The organism is Pseudomonas laurylsulfatiphila (assembly GCF_002934665.1).
GTDB classification, from domain to species: domain Bacteria; phylum Pseudomonadota; class Gammaproteobacteria; order Pseudomonadales; family Pseudomonadaceae; genus Aquipseudomonas; species Aquipseudomonas laurylsulfatiphila.
In genome coordinates, this window is sequence record NZ_NIRS01000006.1 from 81,586 (window position 1) to 100,216 (window position 18,631).

General features: G+C 57.4%; 18 protein-coding genes and 1 tRNA gene. 5 read left to right on the forward strand and 14 right to left on the reverse strand.

Translation table 11 applies throughout. From position 1 onward, the window contains the following. Positions 1-50 precede the first annotated feature (50 nt). Positions 51-1,280: a hypothetical protein gene (locus CD175_RS22545; protein WP_104450508.1), complete on the reverse strand. Its 1,230-nt coding sequence runs from the start codon at positions 1,278-1,280 to the stop codon at positions 51-53. A gap of 35 nt (positions 1,281-1,315) precedes the next feature. Beyond that, entirely contained in the window at positions 1,316-1,765 is a 450-nt protein-coding gene (locus tag CD175_RS22550) for a YcgN family cysteine cluster protein (RefSeq protein WP_104450509.1), read from the reverse strand. A gap of 164 nt (positions 1,766-1,929) precedes the next feature. Between CD175_RS22550 and CD175_RS22555 the strand changes: the two genes are divergently transcribed. Further along, positions 1,930-2,523 (forward strand): nitroreductase family protein, encoded by a 594-nt coding sequence (locus CD175_RS22555; protein ID WP_104450510.1) that lies wholly within the window; start codon positions 1,930-1,932, stop codon positions 2,521-2,523. 91 nt (positions 2,524-2,614) lie between these two features. On the opposite strand, the gene CD175_RS22560 is transcribed toward CD175_RS22555, so the two are convergent. The 6 genes from CD175_RS22560 to CD175_RS22585 form a co-directional block, all read right to left on the reverse strand. Further along, on the reverse strand, positions 2,615-3,547 hold the full coding sequence (locus CD175_RS22560) for a D-2-hydroxyacid dehydrogenase (RefSeq protein WP_104450511.1): 933 nt from the start codon (positions 3,545-3,547) through the stop codon (positions 2,615-2,617). Between the two features lie 119 nt (positions 3,548-3,666). Then, positions 3,667-3,960, reverse strand: coding sequence for a YcgL domain-containing protein (locus CD175_RS22565; RefSeq protein WP_033048390.1), 294 nt, complete (start codon positions 3,958-3,960; stop codon positions 3,667-3,669). Beyond that, the gene (gene rnd / locus CD175_RS22570) at positions 3,957-5,090 is read right to left on the reverse strand and encodes a ribonuclease D (protein ID WP_104450512.1); all 1,134 of its coding nucleotides are present in this window, start codon (positions 5,088-5,090) and stop codon (positions 3,957-3,959) included. The genes CD175_RS22565 and rnd overlap by 4 nt, the downstream gene beginning before the upstream one ends. A 123-nt stretch (positions 5,091-5,213) precedes the next feature. Then, positions 5,214-5,864, reverse strand: coding sequence for a class I SAM-dependent methyltransferase (locus tag CD175_RS22575; RefSeq protein ID WP_104450513.1), 651 nt, complete (start codon positions 5,862-5,864; stop codon positions 5,214-5,216). Between the two features lie 72 nt (positions 5,865-5,936). Then, positions 5,937-7,586 (reverse strand): phosphoethanolamine transferase, encoded by a 1,650-nt coding sequence (locus CD175_RS22580; protein ID WP_104450514.1) that lies wholly within the window; start codon positions 7,584-7,586, stop codon positions 5,937-5,939. Between the two features lie 189 nt (positions 7,587-7,775). Further along, positions 7,776-9,158, reverse strand: coding sequence for a glutamine synthetase family protein (locus CD175_RS22585; protein WP_104450515.1), 1,383 nt, complete (start codon positions 9,156-9,158; stop codon positions 7,776-7,778). Positions 9,159-9,643: 485 nt separating this feature from the next. Between CD175_RS22585 and CD175_RS22595 the strand changes: the two genes are divergently transcribed. The 3 genes from CD175_RS22595 (at position 9,644) to CD175_RS22605 (ending at position 12,813) form a co-directional block, all read left to right on the forward strand. Then, positions 9,644-10,828 (forward strand): cyanate transporter, encoded by a 1,185-nt coding sequence (locus CD175_RS22595; protein ID WP_104450517.1) that lies wholly within the window; start codon positions 9,644-9,646, stop codon positions 10,826-10,828. Between the two features lie 13 nt (positions 10,829-10,841). Next, the gene (locus tag CD175_RS22600) at positions 10,842-11,759 is read left to right on the forward strand and encodes a DMT family transporter (RefSeq protein ID WP_104450518.1); all 918 of its coding nucleotides are present in this window, start codon (positions 10,842-10,844) and stop codon (positions 11,757-11,759) included. A 115-nt stretch (positions 11,760-11,874) separates the two neighbouring features. Beyond that, positions 11,875-12,813, forward strand: coding sequence for a LysR family transcriptional regulator (locus CD175_RS22605; protein ID WP_104450810.1), 939 nt, complete (start codon positions 11,875-11,877; stop codon positions 12,811-12,813). Positions 12,814-12,816: 3 nt separating this feature from the next. Here the strand turns inward: CD175_RS22605 and CD175_RS22610 are convergent, their stop codons facing one another. Further along, complete coding sequence (locus tag CD175_RS22610) at positions 12,817-13,182, reverse strand: 5-carboxymethyl-2-hydroxymuconate Delta-isomerase (protein WP_104450519.1); 366 nt, start codon at positions 13,180-13,182, stop codon at positions 12,817-12,819. 51 nt (positions 13,183-13,233) lie between these two features. Then, the gene (locus tag CD175_RS22615; RefSeq protein WP_104450520.1) at positions 13,234-14,160 is read right to left on the reverse strand and encodes a LysR substrate-binding domain-containing protein; all 927 of its coding nucleotides are present in this window, start codon (positions 14,158-14,160) and stop codon (positions 13,234-13,236) included. 251 nt (positions 14,161-14,411) lie between these two features. Here CD175_RS22615 and CD175_RS22620 point away from each other — a divergent pair, with 251 nt between their 5' ends. Further along, a complete protein-coding gene (locus tag CD175_RS22620; protein ID WP_104450521.1) occupies positions 14,412-14,618 on the forward strand; it encodes a hypothetical protein in 207 nt (68 codons plus the stop codon). 23 nt (positions 14,619-14,641) lie between these two features. Here CD175_RS22620 and CD175_RS22625 read toward each other — a convergent pair whose 3' ends face one another. From CD175_RS22625 to purC, 4 genes are all read right to left on the reverse strand, one after another. After that, positions 14,642-14,860, reverse strand: a complete 219-nt coding sequence (locus CD175_RS22625) for a YegP family protein (protein ID WP_104450522.1) — start codon at positions 14,858-14,860, stop codon at positions 14,642-14,644. A 410-nt stretch (positions 14,861-15,270) separates the two neighbouring features. Beyond that, a complete protein-coding gene (locus CD175_RS22630; RefSeq protein WP_158255665.1) occupies positions 15,271-17,316 on the reverse strand; it encodes an acyltransferase family protein in 2,046 nt (681 codons plus the stop codon). A 423-nt stretch (positions 17,317-17,739) separates the two neighbouring features. Further along, positions 17,740-17,829, reverse strand: a tRNA-Ser gene (locus CD175_RS22635). Positions 17,830-17,912: 83 nt separating this feature from the next. After that, a complete protein-coding gene (gene purC, locus CD175_RS22640; protein WP_007944067.1) occupies positions 17,913-18,626 on the reverse strand; it encodes a phosphoribosylaminoimidazolesuccinocarboxamide synthase in 714 nt (237 codons plus the stop codon). Between the last annotated feature and the right edge of the window lie 5 nt (positions 18,627-18,631).

Below are 18,631 nucleotides of genomic sequence, written 5' to 3' on the forward strand. Positions count from 1 at the left end.
GGTTGTACACAAAAACGGGTGTAGGAGCTGGCTTGCCAGCGATGGCGACCTTACTGGATCAACTCGGTATTCAACACCTTCGAAGACCCACCAATCACGCTCTCGCTGAGCTGAACAAACCCCTGGGTATCGATATCGCCCAGGCGCATCGCCCCGCGCAACACGTCGTCCAGTGAACGCTTGTTGTGGGTTTTCAGGCGAATCTCGCGATCCAGCTCCTGCAGCAACACCACCGCCCTGGCCACCTGCACCGGGTTGACCCGATCACTGCGCAGCGTGGTGACTTTCTGGCTGGTCCTGACCAGTTTGCCGTGCAGGCTCTCGTAGCGTTCATCGCTCATGCCGCCGGCCCGGCGCACCAATTCGATGGCGTAATACTCGGCAAAGCCTTCGCCGATCCAGTCACTGCGCTTTGTGCCGTTGATCCGGCCGAACACCTGGGCCAACTCACGGACCAGGGCGCTGGTGCCGCTTTCGCTGACCAATGGCAGGTGACTGTTGAGGTAGATCGACTCGTGCGCCGACCGGCTGCCACGCCACATCGGATCATTGGCCCCGACGATCAGCAGTTTGCCCGGGTGTCGCGGGTACAGCGCCTGCACTTGCGGCCAGACGAAGGTCAGCAGCGTCAGCACATCCATACGCCGCATGCCCTGCCCCAGCGGCGAGGCGACGGTAACTTCAGTCTCGCCCAGACGGGTCCGGCGGCTGCCAAGCTGGCCGGCGAGCATCCAGCCCGTGGGCCGGTCGAACAGCCTGGAAGGGTTATCGATACGGAACTTGTTCTGACCAATCCGTGGCCACGCGGTTTCAACGCTTTTCCAGCCACCGGGCAGCTCGAATTCAAGGCGTGAAACCAGTTCGATGCCATCCTGTTGATCGAGCCTGGCAGCCGGCACCAGATCGTCGCCGCGCATCAATGCCCAGTTTGGCGTCATGCGCGTGTCAAAGCTGCCGTTCTTGCGCCCGTGGTCGATATTCACCCGATACGTCAGGCTGGCCTTGTCGGCCGCTGGACGCCAGACACCCCGCGCCGCGTTGCCAGGGGTCAGCTGCCATTGGCCGTCGGCCTTGAAATCGCTGTAGTGGCTGCCGTCGCCGAGGTCGAAATCCAGGCTGCGTACCGCCGAGCCCTGGGCGAGCGTCAGGCGCACTTCGGCCTGATCGCTCTGCGGCAACAGGCGCACGTGATAATCCAGATCGACTTTGTTCGCTGCCCATACGGGCGCACTCACGGCCAGTAATCCAACGCCCCACGCCTGCCGCCATCCCACAGCCATACACACTCCTTCGTGAAAGGTTGAGCCTCTGGCAGTCAGCCCGCGCGGAAAATCAGGTGATTTTCCCAGTCGTCTTCCGGCACGCTGCCTTCGGCGAGCATGCGCCCGGACTGGGAAATCCGCTCGTGATGCACGGCATCGCGATCACCGCACACCAGGTGATGCCACAACGGCAGGTCCTTGCCCTCGCTGACCAGGCGATAGCCGCACGTCGGCGGCAGCCATTTGAATTCGTCGGCCTTGCCCGGCGTGAGCTGGATACAGTCCGGCACAGTGTCGCGACGGTTAGGATAATCCGTGCACTGGCAGGTTTTCAGGTCCAGCAGTTTGCAGGCGATGCGCGTGTAATAGACGCTGTTGTCGTCTTCGTCTTCAAGCTTTTGCAGACAGCACAATCCACAGCCGTCGCACAGCGACTCCCATTCCTCCTGATCGAGTTGATCGAGGGTCTTGCGTATCCAGAACGGTTCTACTTTGGCGGCCATGGTTCGAGCATCGACATCAGGTGGTGAAAAGGCCGCCAGTCTAGTGCCCGAAGCCCCTTGGGCCAAGCATTGGCGACTGTCGGTAGAACGGGCTTGTCAGTTTCTGCGCTGCCAAGTAGGGTTTTTCGTCGCTCCCACTTTCAAAACCAGCCAGGAATCTCTTGATGAGTGCCAACCCACGCGTTGCCGATTACACCATTGACCCTCAGTTCACCGATCGCTGGTCGCCCCGCGCCTTCACGGGCGAAGCCATTGCCGAGGAAACCCTGCTGAGCTTCTTCGAAGCCGCGCGCTGGGCACCCTCGGCCTACAACTCGCAACCCTGGCGCTTCCTTTACGCACGTCGTGATACGCCGAACTGGGAGCGCTACCTGGGACTGCTGAACGAATTCAACCGCAGCTGGGCGCAACATGCTTCGGCCCTGGTGATCGTGATTTCGAAAACCACCTTCGTCGCGCCTGGCGCCACCGAGGAAACCCCGGCCCTGTGGCACACCTTCGACACCGGTTCCGCCTGGGGCCACCTGGCCCTGCAAGCGAGCCTGAGCGGCTGGCACACCCACGGCATGGCCGGCTTCGACCAGGAACTGACCCGCAAGGAGCTGAACATTCCTGAAGGCTACGCCCTGCACGCCGCCGTCGCGGTGGGCAAGCTGGGGGACAAGGCCAGCCTGGCGGATTACCTGCAGGCCCGTGAAGTACCAAGCCCGCGTCGTCCGTTGAGCGAGCTGGCGGCTGAAGGCGACTTTACTCTCTAACAGCAAAAGATCGCAGCCTGCGGCAGCTCCTACAGGTGTACACATAACCCTGTAGGAGCTGCCGCAGGCTGCGATCTTTTTTCGCTACGCCTCAATACCCGCGATCGAAATCCACTTCCCCGCGCAACGCCTCTCCCGCCTCAAACGCTCGCAGGTTTTCGACAAACAGCCTCACCATCATCGACGGCGAAGTCGGTGCCGAGCTGTGGCCGGTGAGCAGCAGGCCCCAGGCTGTCCAGAACGGATGCCGCTGGGGCAATGGCTCCTGACGGCAGACGTCGATCACCGCGCCCGCCAGATGCCCTTCCTTCAAGGCTTCCACCAGATCCGCATCGACCACCGCCACACCGCGCCCGGCATTGATGAACAACCCGGTCGGCTTGAATTGCTTGAACAGCGCCGCGTCGTAGATATCGTGGGTTTCCGGCGTGTTCGGTAGCAGATTGACCACGTAATCGACTCCACCGACCAGCCGCGGCAGATCCGCCAGTGAACCGACTTCGATGAACGGCGCCTGTTCCCGCGCGCTGCTGGCAACGCCATACAACTCGACACCAAACGGCACGAGGAACTGCGCGACACTCTGGCCGATATCACCCGTGCCGACGATCAACACCTTGCGCCCCGCCAGGCTCTGGCCATGGCGGCTGTCCCATTTGCGCTCGACCTGGCTGACCAGTCGCGCCAGCACTTCACGTTCGTGACCGAGCATATAGGTGAGCACGTACTCGGCCATGACTTGCCCGAAGATGCCGACTGCACGGGTCAATCGATAGTGCCGTGGCAAGCCATCGGCCAGCAGTGGCGTAATGCCGGCCCACGTCGATTGCAGCCATTGCGGTTGATGGCCCTGGCGTAACAGTGTCGCCAGCAGATCAGGCTGGCCGAGCCACACCGGACAATCGGCGGCCTGGCTGGCCAGTTCGGCGGAATCACCGCTGGTCAGCACCTCCAGGTCCGGTGCCGCCTCGCGCAACAGTTGGGCGTACACGGGGTGGTCGTGTTCAGCAATCAGGACGCGCATGCTTCAAACCTTTCAAAAACGGTGCAGACGGCAGCCGACAGAGCGCCGCTCCGTCGATGCTGCCATCGCTAAAATCAATCAGTGTTTCATAACCACTCTGAACAGAGCCTGTCTGCCGCTCACACCGGATCGTTGCGGCGCAACAATTCTTCCGGCAAGTGCTCGATGTACTCATCTTCGGCAGGCGGCATTTGCAGGTGATAACCCTGTTTCTCGAGGTTTTCCAGCACGACCGCGATGTCCTCGCGCGACAGCTTGCGCTCTGGGCTCAGCACCAGGTCGAAGGCGTGGATAGCCTTGCCGAAGGCTGCCATCAGGGGATCCGGCACGCGCTCCAGAGCATCGCTCTTGAGCACATACAGGTACATTTCGTTTCTCTTCGAGCTGCGGTAGATGGAACAAATACGTTTCAAGGCTGTTCTCCGGCGGTGACCAGGCTGTCGAGCAGCGCCTGGCCCATCAATTCGCGGCGCCAGCCACGCAGCGAATCAGGCAATTGGTAGGGACCATTGGGGAAGCCGCTCTTGAGCAGCGCTTCCAGGGTTTTCTTGCGCAGCATCAGTTCCGGCGCAATGTTCAGGCGCTCGGCCTCGGCCTGGCCGATGGCTTTGAGCTGCTTGAGCAATACGGCAGCGTCCACCGGCAGCGGCTCCGGCACGGCTGGCGGCCATTGATCTGGCGACACACTGCCAGAGCGCTTGATCAGATCAAGCAGAAACTCACCATCCTGACGCACGGTACGCGGGTGCATGTCTTCGATTTTCGCCAGGGCGCCGAGATTATCCGGTTGCGTACGCGCCAGCGGCCACAACGAATGCTCGCGGATGATCCGGTTGCGCGGCAGGTCCCGCGCACGGGCCTCCTTTTCGCGCCAGGCACAGAGCTCACGCAATACCGCGAGTTGGGCACGGGACAGTTTCCAGGCCAGCTTGGCATCGCGATAGACCTCGTACGGATCGATCTCGCGGCGCAGGTTGGCCACCAGTTCGGCACCGTCTTCCAGAACCCAGGCGTATTTCTCGTCAGACAGCTTTGGACGCAACTTTACGAACACTTCAGCCAGGTGCACGGCATCTTCGGCGGCATAGCTGATCTGGGTGTCGGAGAGCGGACGTTGCAGCCAGTCGGAACGGGTTTCACCCTTGGGCAGGTCGATACCGAGCACTTCCTGCACCAGGCGCGAATAGCCCATGGAGAAACCGAGGTTCAGGTAAGCGGCTGCCAATTGCGTATCGAACAGTGGCGCCGGCAGGCTACCGGTCAGGCGTAGCAGGACCTCGAGGTCCTCGCTGCACGCGTGGACAACCTTGAGCACGGCCGGGTTTTCCAGCAAGGCGGCCAGAGGCTGCCAGTTGTCGATGGTCAGCGGATCAATCAGGTAGGCACGTTTGCCATCGCCGACCTGCAGCAGGCCTGCGATCGGGTAGAAGGTGTCGACCCGCATGAATTCGGTATCGAGGGCAACGAATGGCAATTGCTGCCACTCGGCACAAAACCGACCGAGGCTATCGTTGTCGCGAATCCAGTGAATATCGATGGCCACACGGCTCTCCCTTGAAGAATGGCGCGCAGTATATATCGCCCCCGGCGATTTCCGCGCATCCACTGAACAAGAGCGTTAGCGAAAATGACTGCGTGACATGAAGAATAGTCCGACAAACTCGGCCTAGCTGGTCTTACCCAGCACGTAGACCCGCATCTGTGCACAACCGGGAAAAAAATCCTGATGGCTGAGCAAACGGAATCCCGCCTGCCTGAACTCGCTTTCGACCCCGGCCTTGCTCGGTAATGGCCCCTCCACGCTTGCATGCGCGCCCTTGAATAGACCATCGAGGCGCACCGCGACGATCACCGTATCGCGGCTGACCCGGTAAAACTCGCTCAGCATCGCCAGACGATGTTCCGGGTTGTAAAGGTGCTGAAACAGTTGCATGCAAAAAATGCAGTCAACCGCGTTTTCCGACAAACCAATCGAGAAGGCGGAGCTTTGAAAGGTCTTGATCCGCTTCAGCAGGCTTTGCGGGTGATGTGTGCGGGCATGATCGAGGATGTCTTGGGACGGGTCCGTCGCGAGGATCACCCGATTGGCATGCTCGGCCAGCACCGACCAGAAACGCCCCACCCCGCAGGCCACGTCTAGGATCAGCCCCGGTTCGCCAGCGACCTTGAGTGCATTGCGCACCAGACGCGCCTCACGCCAGAGCGTCAGCCGTCCGGCCAGGCCCGGCGCTTGCGGCTGAAGGCAGACGCGCGCGTGTTCCTGATCGTAGCGCCGGGCAATCTCAAGCTCGATGGCGGATGGGGGTTGAGCGGACATGTGCAATGGCTCTTGATAAACGTTCTACAGGCCGCAGGTCGGCAGCCACCGTGTGAAACAAAATCGGAGCACTCAATCCTTGGCCAGCACGCCGTCAGTCACCGGCCCACGACATCCGGCAAACATGTCCAGATCCTGGTTGTAGACCTTGCTGTTGACCTCCAGCAGTCCAAGCATCGAATGGAACAGGTTGTCCTGGCTCAGGGGCTTTTCACGACTCTGTTGCAGGCAGCGGGTATCGACCGCAAACGACTTTTTATAGCTGTCGGAGAACCAGGCAAACATGGCTACATGTTTTTGCTGCTCCGGTGCCAGCATGTAAGGCGTGCCGTGGAGGAACAAGTTGTACTCGCCCAGGGATTCACCGTGGTCCGACAGATACAGCATCGCGGTGTCCACTTTGGACTGGTTACTGCGCAGCAGATCGATCAAGGTCGACAGCACATGGTCGGTATAGACCAAGGTGTTGTCGTAACCATTGACGATACTTTCGCGACTGCAATTGTTCAGGGCATTACTCTCGCAAACCGGGGTGAAGCGCTCGAACTCTTTCGGATAACGCTTGAAATACTCCGGACCGTGGCTACCCATCTGGTGCAATACCAGCACGGTGTCCTTGTCCAGGGTATCGATGAAATGTTGCAGTCCCTGCAGCAGGATTTCGTCGCGGCATTCGCTGTTGGCGCACAACGCCGGGTCTTTCAGATTGCTGACGTCCTGGATGGTGACGCGATCGCATGTACCCTTGCAGCCCGACTGGTTGTCACGCCAGATCACGTCGATACCCGCATGCTTGAGCACATCCAGCAGGCCTTCTTCGTTCTTGGCTTTGCTGGCGTTGTAGTCCTTGCGCCCCATGTTGGAGAACATGCAAGGCACCGATACGGCGGTTTCAGTCCCGCAGGAATGCACATCGGTGAAAGCGATCAGACCATCTTCCTTACTCAGTTTCGGCGTGGTGTCGCGGTTATAGCCAAGGATGCCGAAGTTTTCCGCACGGGCACTTTCCCCGACGACAAGAACAGTCAGGGATTTGCGTCCATGAGTTTGCCAGGCCGTATTGCGCTGGGCATCTTCACCGAGCTTGACAAAGGGTTGCCGCGCAGTCGCTACTTTCTCGCGCAAGAAACCGGCCGAGGCACCAATGTAGTTGCTTGGCACCACCATCAGGCGCAACTCGTGGTGATTGCGAAACAGCGAAGACAGGCCTTGATAGTTAACCAGTGCAACACCACCAATGACGGCCGCCGAAGCAAACGTCACCAGGACTTTACTGAGCAGTTCACGGTGCCAGCGACGATAATTAATCGGTGCTTTCCACAATAACCATGACGGCAATATACCGAGCAGCACAATATAAACAAACAACTTGAGCGACAGTAAGTCGCGCACTTCCGTAGCATTGGTTTCAGCGAAGTTACGCAACATGCCGGTGTCGATCAGGACACCATACTGGCTCATGAAATACGCCACGCCCGCGCTGGCCATGAACAGCAGGGTCAGGAGCGGCTTGAGCACCGGGCGGAAGGCCAGCAGGGTCAGCACGATGTTGAAGGCCGCGAATATCATCACCCCGAAGGCCACGCGCATGACGATGCCTTTGCCATCGGACGTGGTGATTTCGAACAGGTGTTGCCAGAGTACAAAGTTGAAGCCAACTAACAAAAATGCACTGGCAATCAGTGTCACCCATTCGGGGCGCACGGCTTTAATCTTAAACATGAGGTTCGGCGAGTCCTGAAAAGAAGTGCCTTCGGTAAATGTGAAAATTTCATTGACCGAGACAATTCTAATTTTAGGTAGCCAACCATCAATTTTTTGTGAAAAAGAAGCCAACAATTAGTTGGCTTATAACACCCGCCAGAAACTTCAGACTATTTGAGAATGGTTCAGCTCGGGTTCAGTTTCGGCTCAAGCCTGGTGCAGGTACCAGCGCCAGTCCTGCTCACCGACCTCCCCCATGAATTGGCGATACTCGGCGCGTTTCACCGCCAGGTAGACACCGAGGAACTCGCCGCCGAAGGCTTCCCTGGCCCAACTGGAACCTTCCAGCGAACGCAATGTGGTCAGCCAGTCCGTCGGCAACAGTTTCGCGGCCTGGGCGTAGCCATTACCCTCCACCGGCGCACCCGGATCGAGTTGTTCGCGGATACCGCGATGAATACCGGCCAGAATCGCTGCAGCCGCCAGATAGGGGTTGGCATCCGCACCACAAATTCGATGCTCGATGTGCCGGGAATACGCCGGCCCGCCCGGTACGCGCAAACTCACGGTGCGATTGTCCACCCCCCAGGTGGCTGCCAGCGGCGCATAGCTGTTGGCCTGGAATCGACGGTAGGAATTGGCGTTGGGGCAGAACAGCAACAGCGAGTCGAGCAAGGTACTGAGCATGCCGGCGACAGCCTGCTTGAGCAGGGGCGTTCCATCCGGGGCTTCACTGGCGAAGAGGTTGTTGCCGTCCTTGTCCGCCAGACTCACGTGCATGTGCATCCCGGTGCCGGCCAGGTCATCGAAAGGCTTGGCCATGAAGCAGGCTGTCATGCCGTGCTTGTGCGCCACCCCTTTGACCAGGCGCTTGTAACGCACCGCTTCATCCATCGCCTGCAACGCGTCGCTGCGGTGTTCGAGGGTGATCTCCACTTGCCCCGGCGCGTACTCGGAAATTGCCGTTCGCGCTGGAATCCCCTGGAGCTTGCAGGCGCTGTAGAGATCGGCGAGGAAGGGTTCGATCTGCTCAAGCTCGCGCAATCCATAGACCTGGGTGCCGCGCGGACGCCCGCCATCGATATCCCGTGCCGGTTGCGGTCGGCCATTGCTGTCGCGTTGCTGATCCAGCAGATAGAACTCCAGTTCCGCCGCCATGACCGGGTAATAGCCGTCAGCCTGCAACCCTTCGATGACTTTCGCCAGTAAGTGACGAGGGTCGGCAATGGTGGCGGGCATCCCCTCAGTCGGGTGCATGCTGACCTGCACGGCCGCGGTCGGTATCAGGCGCCATGGCATACGCGTGAGGCTGCCGCTGATCGGGTAGGCCCGGCAGTCGATATCGCCGACATCCCAGACCAGTCCGGAGTTTTCCACGTCATCGCCGTTGATGGTCAGGCCGAGGATGGTGCTCGGCAATGGCCGCCCGCTTTCATACACCGCCAGCAGCTCGTCACGGTGCAGCAGCTTGCCCCGCGGCACACCGTTGTTGTCGAGGATGAACAGCTCGAACATTTCAATATCCGGGTTCTGTTCCAGAAAGGTCAGGGCTTCAAGCCGGGTGGCGAACGAGGTCGTGGCAGTACTCATGGGAACTCTCTTTTTCCGTGTTTGACGGGTGCGCAAAGGCACCCGCACTTTAATTCCGGTACCTACCGGAATATGTAGGAACAATCAGCGGAAAAAGCAGGAATCCGGCGGGCGCGCATGTCGGCAATGCCACAGCGCCCAGAAGGCCAGTTCAGAAGGGAGTGCAGAGAGGCTTGGCGCGGTGGCGGGCGTGAATCGACGACCAAGGCTCGACGCACGAGCGTCGATGGTTGCCTTGAAGTGGATTGCGACTGACCAACCGTCCATAGAGAGAACCGCAGAAAACAGATGACCCGCAGCGTCACACGATGGGTTCAGTCGTTAAATCGGGATTTGAAGAACCTTGGATGTCGAATGGCTAAACATTCAATGGCGTCCGTATGACCGCACTCTTATTTAATTTCCAAATACATCACCAGACTTTCTGATTTGCGGCCTTGCGACCTCGCGCGCCTAATCGCAACCCTACCGTTCAAGGTCCGATCATGGAAAACACCCGCGCGACTACCCGCCCTGCCCTCTGGTTGATATTCAGCATTGCTCTCGTCGCCCTGAACCTGCGTCCCTCCATGGCCGCCGTCGGGCCGTTGCTCTCGGCGATTCGCGAGGACATCCCGCTGAGTTTCAGCCTGGCTTCACTGCTGACCCTGTTGCCGGTCATGGCCATGGGACTGGCGATGTTTTTCGGAATGCGTGTCAGCGAGCGTCTCGGTGAACAGCGTACTGTCGTACTTTCGTTGCTGATCATAGGCGTGGCCACGGTGTCGCGCCTGTTTCTCGATTCCGTAGCCGAATTGATCCTCAGCGCCGTACTGGCAGGTATCGGCATCGCCCTGATCCAGGCCCTGATGCCTGTGCTGATCAAATCCCGCTTCAGCGACCACGTTGCCCTGTGCATGGGGCTCTACGTCACATCGATCATGGGCGGTGCCGCCATGGGTGCGTCCTTTGCGCCGCTGGTGATGGCGTCTACCGGCAGCTGGCGTATGGGCCTGGCGATCTGGGCCGTACTCGCCGTGCTGGCATTACTCTTCTGGTGCAGCCAAACCACGGGGATGCCAACACTGGATTCGAGGGCATCCAGCAAAGGATCGTTCTTCGCCAATTCCCGCGCGTGGTTACTCGCGATCTTCTTTGGCCTGGGCACTGCGTCCTACACCTGCGTTCTGGCCTGGCTGGCGCCGTACTACGTGGAAAAGGGCTGGAGCGAGCAACACGCCGGATTGCTGCTGGGGTTTCTCACCGCAATGGAAGTGCTGTCGGGCCTGCTGACGCCCTTCATCGCCAATCGCAGCCGCGACCGCCGCGTCGTGCTGATGGCCTTGCTGGCACTGATCATCGCCGGTTTCTGCGGACTGATTCTGAGTCCGCAGCACTTGAGCCTGATGTGGCCATGCCTGCTGGGGCTGGGTATTGGCGGGCTGTTCCCGATGAGCCTGATCGTATCGCTGGATCACCTGGACAATCCACTGCGCGCCGGTGGTCTGACCGCATTCGTGCAAGGCATCGGCTACCTGATCGCGAGCCTGTCGCCTCTGCTGGCGGGGATCATCCGCGACCGACTCGGCAGCTTTGAATGGGCCTGGTGGTCGCTGACGGCGGTCATGGCACTGATGATGTTGATGGTTTTGCGCTTCAACCCAAGGCACTACAGCCGCCACATCCACTGACCCGGAGCCTGCCATGAAAACCACCGGTCTCGCCGCCGCTCACGCCAGCATGCTGCTTTGGGCCTTGTTGATCGCCGTCTCCTTTTCCGCGGCGGCGCAAGTCAGCCAGGCCATCGACCCGATCCTGCTGACCGGTTTGCGCCTGTTGTTCTGCGCCTTGGTGTTTCTGCCGCTGTTGCTGCGTGAAGGCAATGCCGCCATGACCGCCCGCGGGCTGCTTGGTCACGCGGTGCTCGGCCTGCTGCTGGCGTTGTACTTCGGATCGCTGTTCGAAGCATTGCGCTACACCTCCGCCGTCAATACCGGGACGATGTTTACGCTGGTGCCGCTGATGACCCTGGCTTTCGAAGCCGTGCTCATACCTGACAGCCGCCTGAAACATCGGATTGTGCCGATGCTGCTCGCCGCTGCCGGAGCAGTGTTACTGATCATGAAAGACACCGGCCCCGGCGAGTTGCCATCGCCGTATGCACTGACCGTGTACGGCATCGGCTGCCTGGCGATGGCGCTCTATACTCCGCTCAGCCAACGCCTGAAAGCCAACAGCCTCAAGGGACGCGGGCCGGTGCCCATGACGTTCTGGAACATGCTGTTCGGTGCGCTGTTTCTGCTGGTGTTCTGTGGATTCAGTGGCGGTTGGCGCTCGGCATCATTACTGACGCTCAACGATTTCTATTGGCTGATGTACCTGGCGGTATTCGCCACCCTGGCGACGTTCTGGCTGCTGCATCGGGCCATCGGCGTGATCGCGCCATCCTCGGTGATTTCCTACATCTACCTGAGCACGCTGTTCATCACCTTGTTTCACTGGCTTTGGGGACGCCAGATGCCGCTGCCGCTGGAGCTGGCCGGCGCGCTGCTGGTGGGCATCGGCATGTTCGCGCTGTTGATCTCCAGCCGCCGCGCCGTGTCGGCGATGGTCCAAAGTTGAAGGGCTCCAGGGCGAAACTTCCTGCAAGGCATTTTCCCTGTTCGCTCATTCCGCTAGGATCGTTCGCTCACCCTGGCACACGGTCAGCGCAAGGGGACTCAGCGAGATGCAATGGATGCTGAACAGTAATTCGCTTAGAAAGCTCGACATGCAGGACCTTATGGTGTTCGTCGCCGTGTACGAGCAGAACAGCGTCACCGGCGTATCCGAGACGCTTAGCGTCAGCCAGTCCACCGTGAGTTACTGCCTGAAAAAACTGCGCAACGGCTTCGAGGACGAACTGTTCATCAATACCCGTACCGGCGGCATGCAGCCCACCGGCAAGGCCAGCGCGATGTACCCTCACGCGCTGAAAATCCTGGAAAGCATCAACTTGTGTCACGCCGGCTCACCCGCGTTCGACCCAGGCTTGCAAGCCGTGACGTTCAACCTCTGCGCACCGGAATATTTCGAGCAGTTGATCCTGCCGCGCCTGTTGAAAACCTTCGCCCTCGCCGATCTTCCGGTGACGGTCAATGTGCTCAAACTCGAAGCCGACATCCCTGCCGAAGCGTTACGCGAAGGCAGCCTCGACCTGGTGATGTGTTTCGGCCCGAACTTTCATCGCCGCCACGTCGATTTCAAATCCCGAACGCTGCTCGAAGATGATCTGGTCTGTGTGTTCGACAAACGCGCCACCCCGGCGGAACCGCGTTTGAGCCTGCACACCTATGTCGAACGTCGACACGTGTTCCCGACACCCTGGACGTCCGCCACCAACATGGTCGACGGCTGGCTCGCGCAGCAGGCCAAACAGCGCCAGATCGTCGCACGCGCCAACAGTTACAGTGCAGCGCTGAAGCTGATTACCGGCACCGACTATGCCCTGACCCTGCCCCGGCGCATCCAGAGGCTGCTGGCCAGTACCGACACCTTCAATCACTGTGAAGCGCCCGAGGGTTTGCCGGGTTTCACCCTCGACATGCAGTGGAGCCAGAGCGTCGATCAGGACAGCGCCAACACCTGGCTGCGAGCGCAAGTGATCCAGGCCTGCGCCGTGCAGGAAACGGCCTGATACTCAGTGGCTGATGGCAGTCTTGCTGTAGGAATCGCGATCGATGTCGAGAATTTCCACGCACAACTGGACTTCAACGTCGCTCGGCCACTCACACAGGTCCTGAACCACCGCCAGCAGGCTTTCGGAGAGTTGTTTCTTGATCTGTGCGGAACGCCCACTCAACAGTGCCAGTTTCACATGCACGAATGCCCGTTCAGCCAGAGCAGTACCAACCTTGAACGTCTCGACCCTGACCGCGCGGCTCTTGATGTCGAATTCGGCAGCAAACTGACCGGAACCCACCAGTGTATTGTTCAACCGCATCAACGCCACATCGGCATTCAGGTCAGTCAGGTTGGCGGTGTATTCCATGTGCAGGTGAGGCATGAGTTGGCTCCTGGAAGGGGATGGAAAGGTCGTACGTATAACATGCCCGGTTCATTCGGGCAGCGGCAAAACGGCACGCTCACTCATGAACGCTTCCAGGCGCGAACGTAACCAGCGCTCGGCAGGGTCGGTATCGACATGACTGAGCCAGACCATGGACAAGTCCAGGGTCGGTGTCTTGATCGGAAAGGGCTCCTTGAACAGCATTCCCGAAGCAGCCATCGCCTCGGCGGTGTAGTCCGGCAGGCTGGCGATCAGGTCCGTCCCGGCGAGCAGTGCCGGCAACGAACTGTATTGCGGTACCGAGAGCACCACCTGGCGCGTGCGGCCAATTTCCGCCAGCCACTCGTCGGCGTAGCCACTGACGTTGGCGGTATGGGACACCAGCACGTGCGGTCGCGCGCAATATTCGTCGAGCGTCAGCGGAGTGTCGGAAGCATCGGCGCGCAAAATGTTGGGCTGGATATGCCGCAGCAACTTGCGCTTGGCATTGGCCGGCAAGCCACGGGTCTGGCTGATACCCACCGTGATATCGCCGGACGCCAGCAAGTCGGGAATCCGCCAGTAATCGACATGCTGCACCACAAACACCACGCTTGGCGCTTCCTGGCGCAGCGTTCGCAGCAGCGGTGGCAACAGGCCGAACTCGACATCGTCGGATAAGCCAATGCGGAACGTCATCGTGCTGCTGGCCGGATCAAAATCATGAGTCAGGCTCAAAGCCACGGACAAGGAATCCAACGCCGGCGACAGGTGCCTGATGATCTCCTCTGCCCGTGCCGTCGGCTCCATACGATGGCCAACACGGATGAACAGCGGATCATTGAACATCGCACGCAAGCGGTTGAGCGCAGAACTGATGGTCGGCTGACCGAGAAACAGCTTTTCCGCCACCCGAGTGACATTGCGCTCCAGCATCAGTGTTTCGAATACCACCATCAGGTTGATATCCGCCTTGCGAAGTTCGTTGCGATTCATCCAGTGCCCCCATTCCCCAAATCTGCTGACAGTTTAGGTAGCCGGGGCAACTGCCGTCCATTCAACCCAAGATCAACAGTCTGATGCGGTTCACGTTTAAGCAAAATGCCTGTCCACGCCTTGTCCTACAGCCTCTTCCTTTTTACCTGGAGCCTCTGGCAGTTAGCCCGTGGGTCCCTAAGCTGAGCGGCGCACGAGGGGAAAAACCAGCCTCGTCATCCAAAACACCCGTTATCAAAAGGAGCGGCACCATGGCCAGAGACAAAGCCAAAGACGACAAGCACTTCAACTGCACCCAGCCCCACGAAGCCGACTACGTCGCCGGCTTGTACCCGCATGCAAGGGATGAAGTCAAAACGTTCCTCGCCTCGGCCTGCAAGGACAAATCCCTGCTCAACTCCACCCACAAGGACGTCTACGAACTGATCAAGAGAAAACTGGGTCATTCCCAGCCATAAGCCGGGTTGAAACGAAGCTGCTCTCAACGAGCAGCTTCACCACCCTCAAACTGGATTTCCCTGATAGGGGTCTGCTCGCAGGTCCCCTTGATCAAATTGATTGCATGCAGGCAATCGGCCTTGTTGACGTAAGCCTCCCCGCTGGCAATCGTTTCATGATTCCCCGCCCTTAACCGCCATCGCCATTGGCCCTTGCCAGTCAGAACGGTGCCGCGGATTTGCCTGTAAATCTCAAAATACATTGCTCGCTCCATGCGATTGCCGGTGACTGCAGGTCAGTGGCCTGCGCAAGCAGAGTAAAGGAGGAATTTCCTGGGTGATTACTTTCAATGTCAGGGGATATTTCGCACCGCAACCCTGAATGGCAGGGCGCCCGATGGATTCGGGCACGGGTAAATTGAGTGACTGGAATGGTAATTTTTCTTGAAAACAGCCTGACTTTTCTTACTCTGGCGCGACACTCAATCTGACCAAAACCAATAATTTAAAGAATCGAAGACAAAAAAAAGCGCCGTACTTTTCATTTACGGCGCCTTTTTTACGTTGTAATAGCAGAGAGATCGAGGTCACCGCCCTGTTGCCACTCAAATCACCTCCACACCAAGCGAGTTGAGCACATCCTTAGCGCACCTGGCGGCCCCTTTCTTGTTAATCACATAGACGCATTCACAAGCTTTGACGCTTCCATCTTTTGTACGAGCACAGACTTATAGTGCTCCACGAATTTTTTTGATCCAGCCTTCGAAAGATGGAAACCATCACTATAAAATGCTTCGCCCTCAGAAAACGACTTACAAAGGCCTCCAGTGCAAAAAACTTCGTAAGGACTAATATAAGTCACTCCTTGTCGCTCAGAGGCGTAGCTTTTAAGAACCATATTTCCCGGAACTGTAGAAATACTTTCTTCTTTTTGGCTAAGCTTTGTTGCGCAATCATATTTAATGAACGATGGTCGACTGAAGCAGCTAATTGCGTCCACAGTTCCAGCGCCAGGTACGTTACCGACAACCACTAGCTCTCTAGTGCCGAGAAGAGCTCTGAACTCATCAATCTTTCCAGTTATATATTTATAGCCATCGACTGTATTTGCACCCGGAGTGGGGGCTTTAGGGTTTAGAGTTCCGGAAACCCTGAGCTGCCCATCCCATGCCTCAGCTAGAAAAACAACAGCGTTCGGGCTTTTATTAATGACCGCCATAGCCGTTTCAAGCACACCAGGGCACAACTTATCCCAATCCAAATCTGGTGTAACCCTTGTCATACCTGGCAAAGGGATACAGCTTGAAGCACTGATAAAAATATTCTTCCCCAGTGGCTTTCCAATCAAGGAATCAAGTCCGGTTGCGTACTGCAAGGCATGACTGTCACCAATCAACACCATATCGGCGACCCCTGACTCACCACCGGAAATCCACCCAACATATTGGTATCCAGACCCGCCATATTGATCCACATGGAACTGCTTCGAGTCTTTCAGTTGTGCGGCAATTTCCGAAGGCATGTCAGTCCGCCACTTCCAGCCATCCGAAGCCCAGATCGATGCGGCAGGCAGAACCAGCACCATGGCAAGCATTGCACATGCAAGTCCAAATGCTGCTTGAGACAGTCCCTCTTTTTTAGTGCGTGGTGCTCTGAGTGGTGTCTCGACAAACCGATAAAGGATATACCCAAGCACCATGCACGCAATGAACAACACTAGCTGATCAACAGCATTCAAAGGCCCCATAGTGTAATACTTATAGAACACAATTATTGGCCAATGAACAAGATAAACAGAATAGCTGACAAGACCAACAAATACTGGAATCTTACTCGAAAGAACACCGCCTAAAAACCTGGAGTCAGACGAGCAAATAACAAGCGCTGCCCCCACACAAGGAATGAGCGCATTATATGATGGAAAAAGAGTTTTCTCAGAAAACCAAAAAATCGAATAACCAATTAAAGCAAGACCGATAGCGCATGCCAACTCTTTAACCCAAGGGTTTTTAAATGCACCATTGACCAGCCATACCGACGCCGCACCTATTGCAAATTCGAATATGCGGAATGGCGCAAGAAAGAAAATCGTTCCAGGCCCATCAGAAAATAACGCTGCAAATTTCGGCATCCACGCCGACAAAACATCGCTATGCCCGTCAGACATTACAAAGCTTGCGAACAAACTCAATGCAAATGCCAGCGACAAGCAAAGAAACAAAGGAGTTCTAGTTTTACGCTTAGCCAGGAAGACAAGCATTACTGGCCAAACCAGATAAAACTGCTCCTCAACACTCAGCGACCAAGTGTGCAGCAGAGGCTTAAACTCTGAGGCAGTATTGAAATAACCACTCTCATTCCAAAAAAAGAAATTCGACGCAGAGAAGATTGAATAAACCAACTCCCCACCAAATCTTTGAAAATGCTGCGGAGAGAACAAAACAAAAGCCGCCACTGTTGTAATAAGCAGCGTCACGAAAAGAGCAGGAAATAACCGTCTAACCCGCCTGGAGTAAAAATTCGAAAAACTGAAACCGCCAGTCTTATCAACCTCAGATACAATAAGTCTTGTAATCAAGAAGCCACTTATTACGAAAAAAACATCAACGCCAACAAAACCACCAGAGAAACCTGATACCCCTAAATGAAAAAGAACAACACTCAATACGGCAATAGCACGCAGGCCATCTACGCCTGCCATATATTTCAGACGGTGCATTCGTAAAATCCTTGGTTGGTTTTGCGACCCCTCTCCAGGTCGTCGTTTATTTTCCCATGCAGGGCATGCACACATAAAGCTTTTATTTTTCCGCCCCAGCCACCGGCGAGAAACCTGCCTGACACAGACACATTGCCGATACGCGCGAAAAACAGCGCGACATCGATATCAGCAAGGTATCGACCTGTTTCAGGCACACGCCCCCCGACAGGGGCTACCCTAAAAAAAATGAATAGCATTACTATTATCGTGGGCAGGGTCAGGACCTATGCCTTTTGGCAATGGAAAACTGAAAGCAAGTCGCCGTAGGACCGATCACGGAGGCAGCCCGCCCGCTTTAGCGAAACCAATCCGACAAATACCCGGAAACGAAAAAGCCCCTGTAATCAATAACGATTACAGGGGCTTAGTCGTATTCAATAATGGCGGAGAGATAGGGATTCGAACCCTAGGTACCGGTGAAGGTACAACGGATTTCGAATCCGTCCCATTCGGCCACTCTGGCATCTCTCCAACGGCGCGCATCATAACAACACTTTCGCCGGAAGCGAACCCCCTAAGCGAAATATTTCTGTGCTTTCAGATGCTTGCGTCGGTTAAAGCGGTACGCCCAGACGATTGGCGACTTCTTCGTAGGCTTCGATGACGTCACCGAGGCCCTGACGGAAGCGGTCCTTGTCCATTTTCTTGCCGGTAGCCTTGTCCCACAGACGGCAGCCGTCCGGGCTGAACTCGTCGCCCAGCACGATGGAACCATCGTGGAACACGCCGAATTCCAGCTTGAAGTCGACCAGCAGCAGGCCAGCGTCGTCGAACAGCTTGCTCAGGACTTCGTTGACCTTGAGCGACAGTTCTTTCATGCGAACCAGTTGCTCGGCGGTGCCCCAGCCGAAAGCCACGACGTGGGATTCGTTGATGAACGGGTCGCCCTTGGCGTCGTCCTTCAGGAACAGCTCGAAGGTGTAAGGGTTGAGCTTCATGCCCTCTTCGACACCCAGGCGCTTGACCAGGCTGCCAGCGGCGTAGTTACGCACGACGCACTCGACCGGGATCATGTCCAGCTTCTTCACCAGGCATTCGTTGTCGCCCAGCAGTTTGTCGAACTGGGTCGGCACGCCGGCCGCTTCGAGCTTTTGCATGATGAAGGCGTTGAACTTGTTGTTCACCATGCCCTTGCGGTCGAGCTGTTCGATACGCTTGCCGTCGAACGCCGAAGTGTCGTTGCGAAACAGCAGGATCAAACGGTTAGCGTCGTCGGTCTTGTAAACCGACTTGGCTTTGCCGCGGTAGAGTTCTTCACGTTTTTCCATGATGG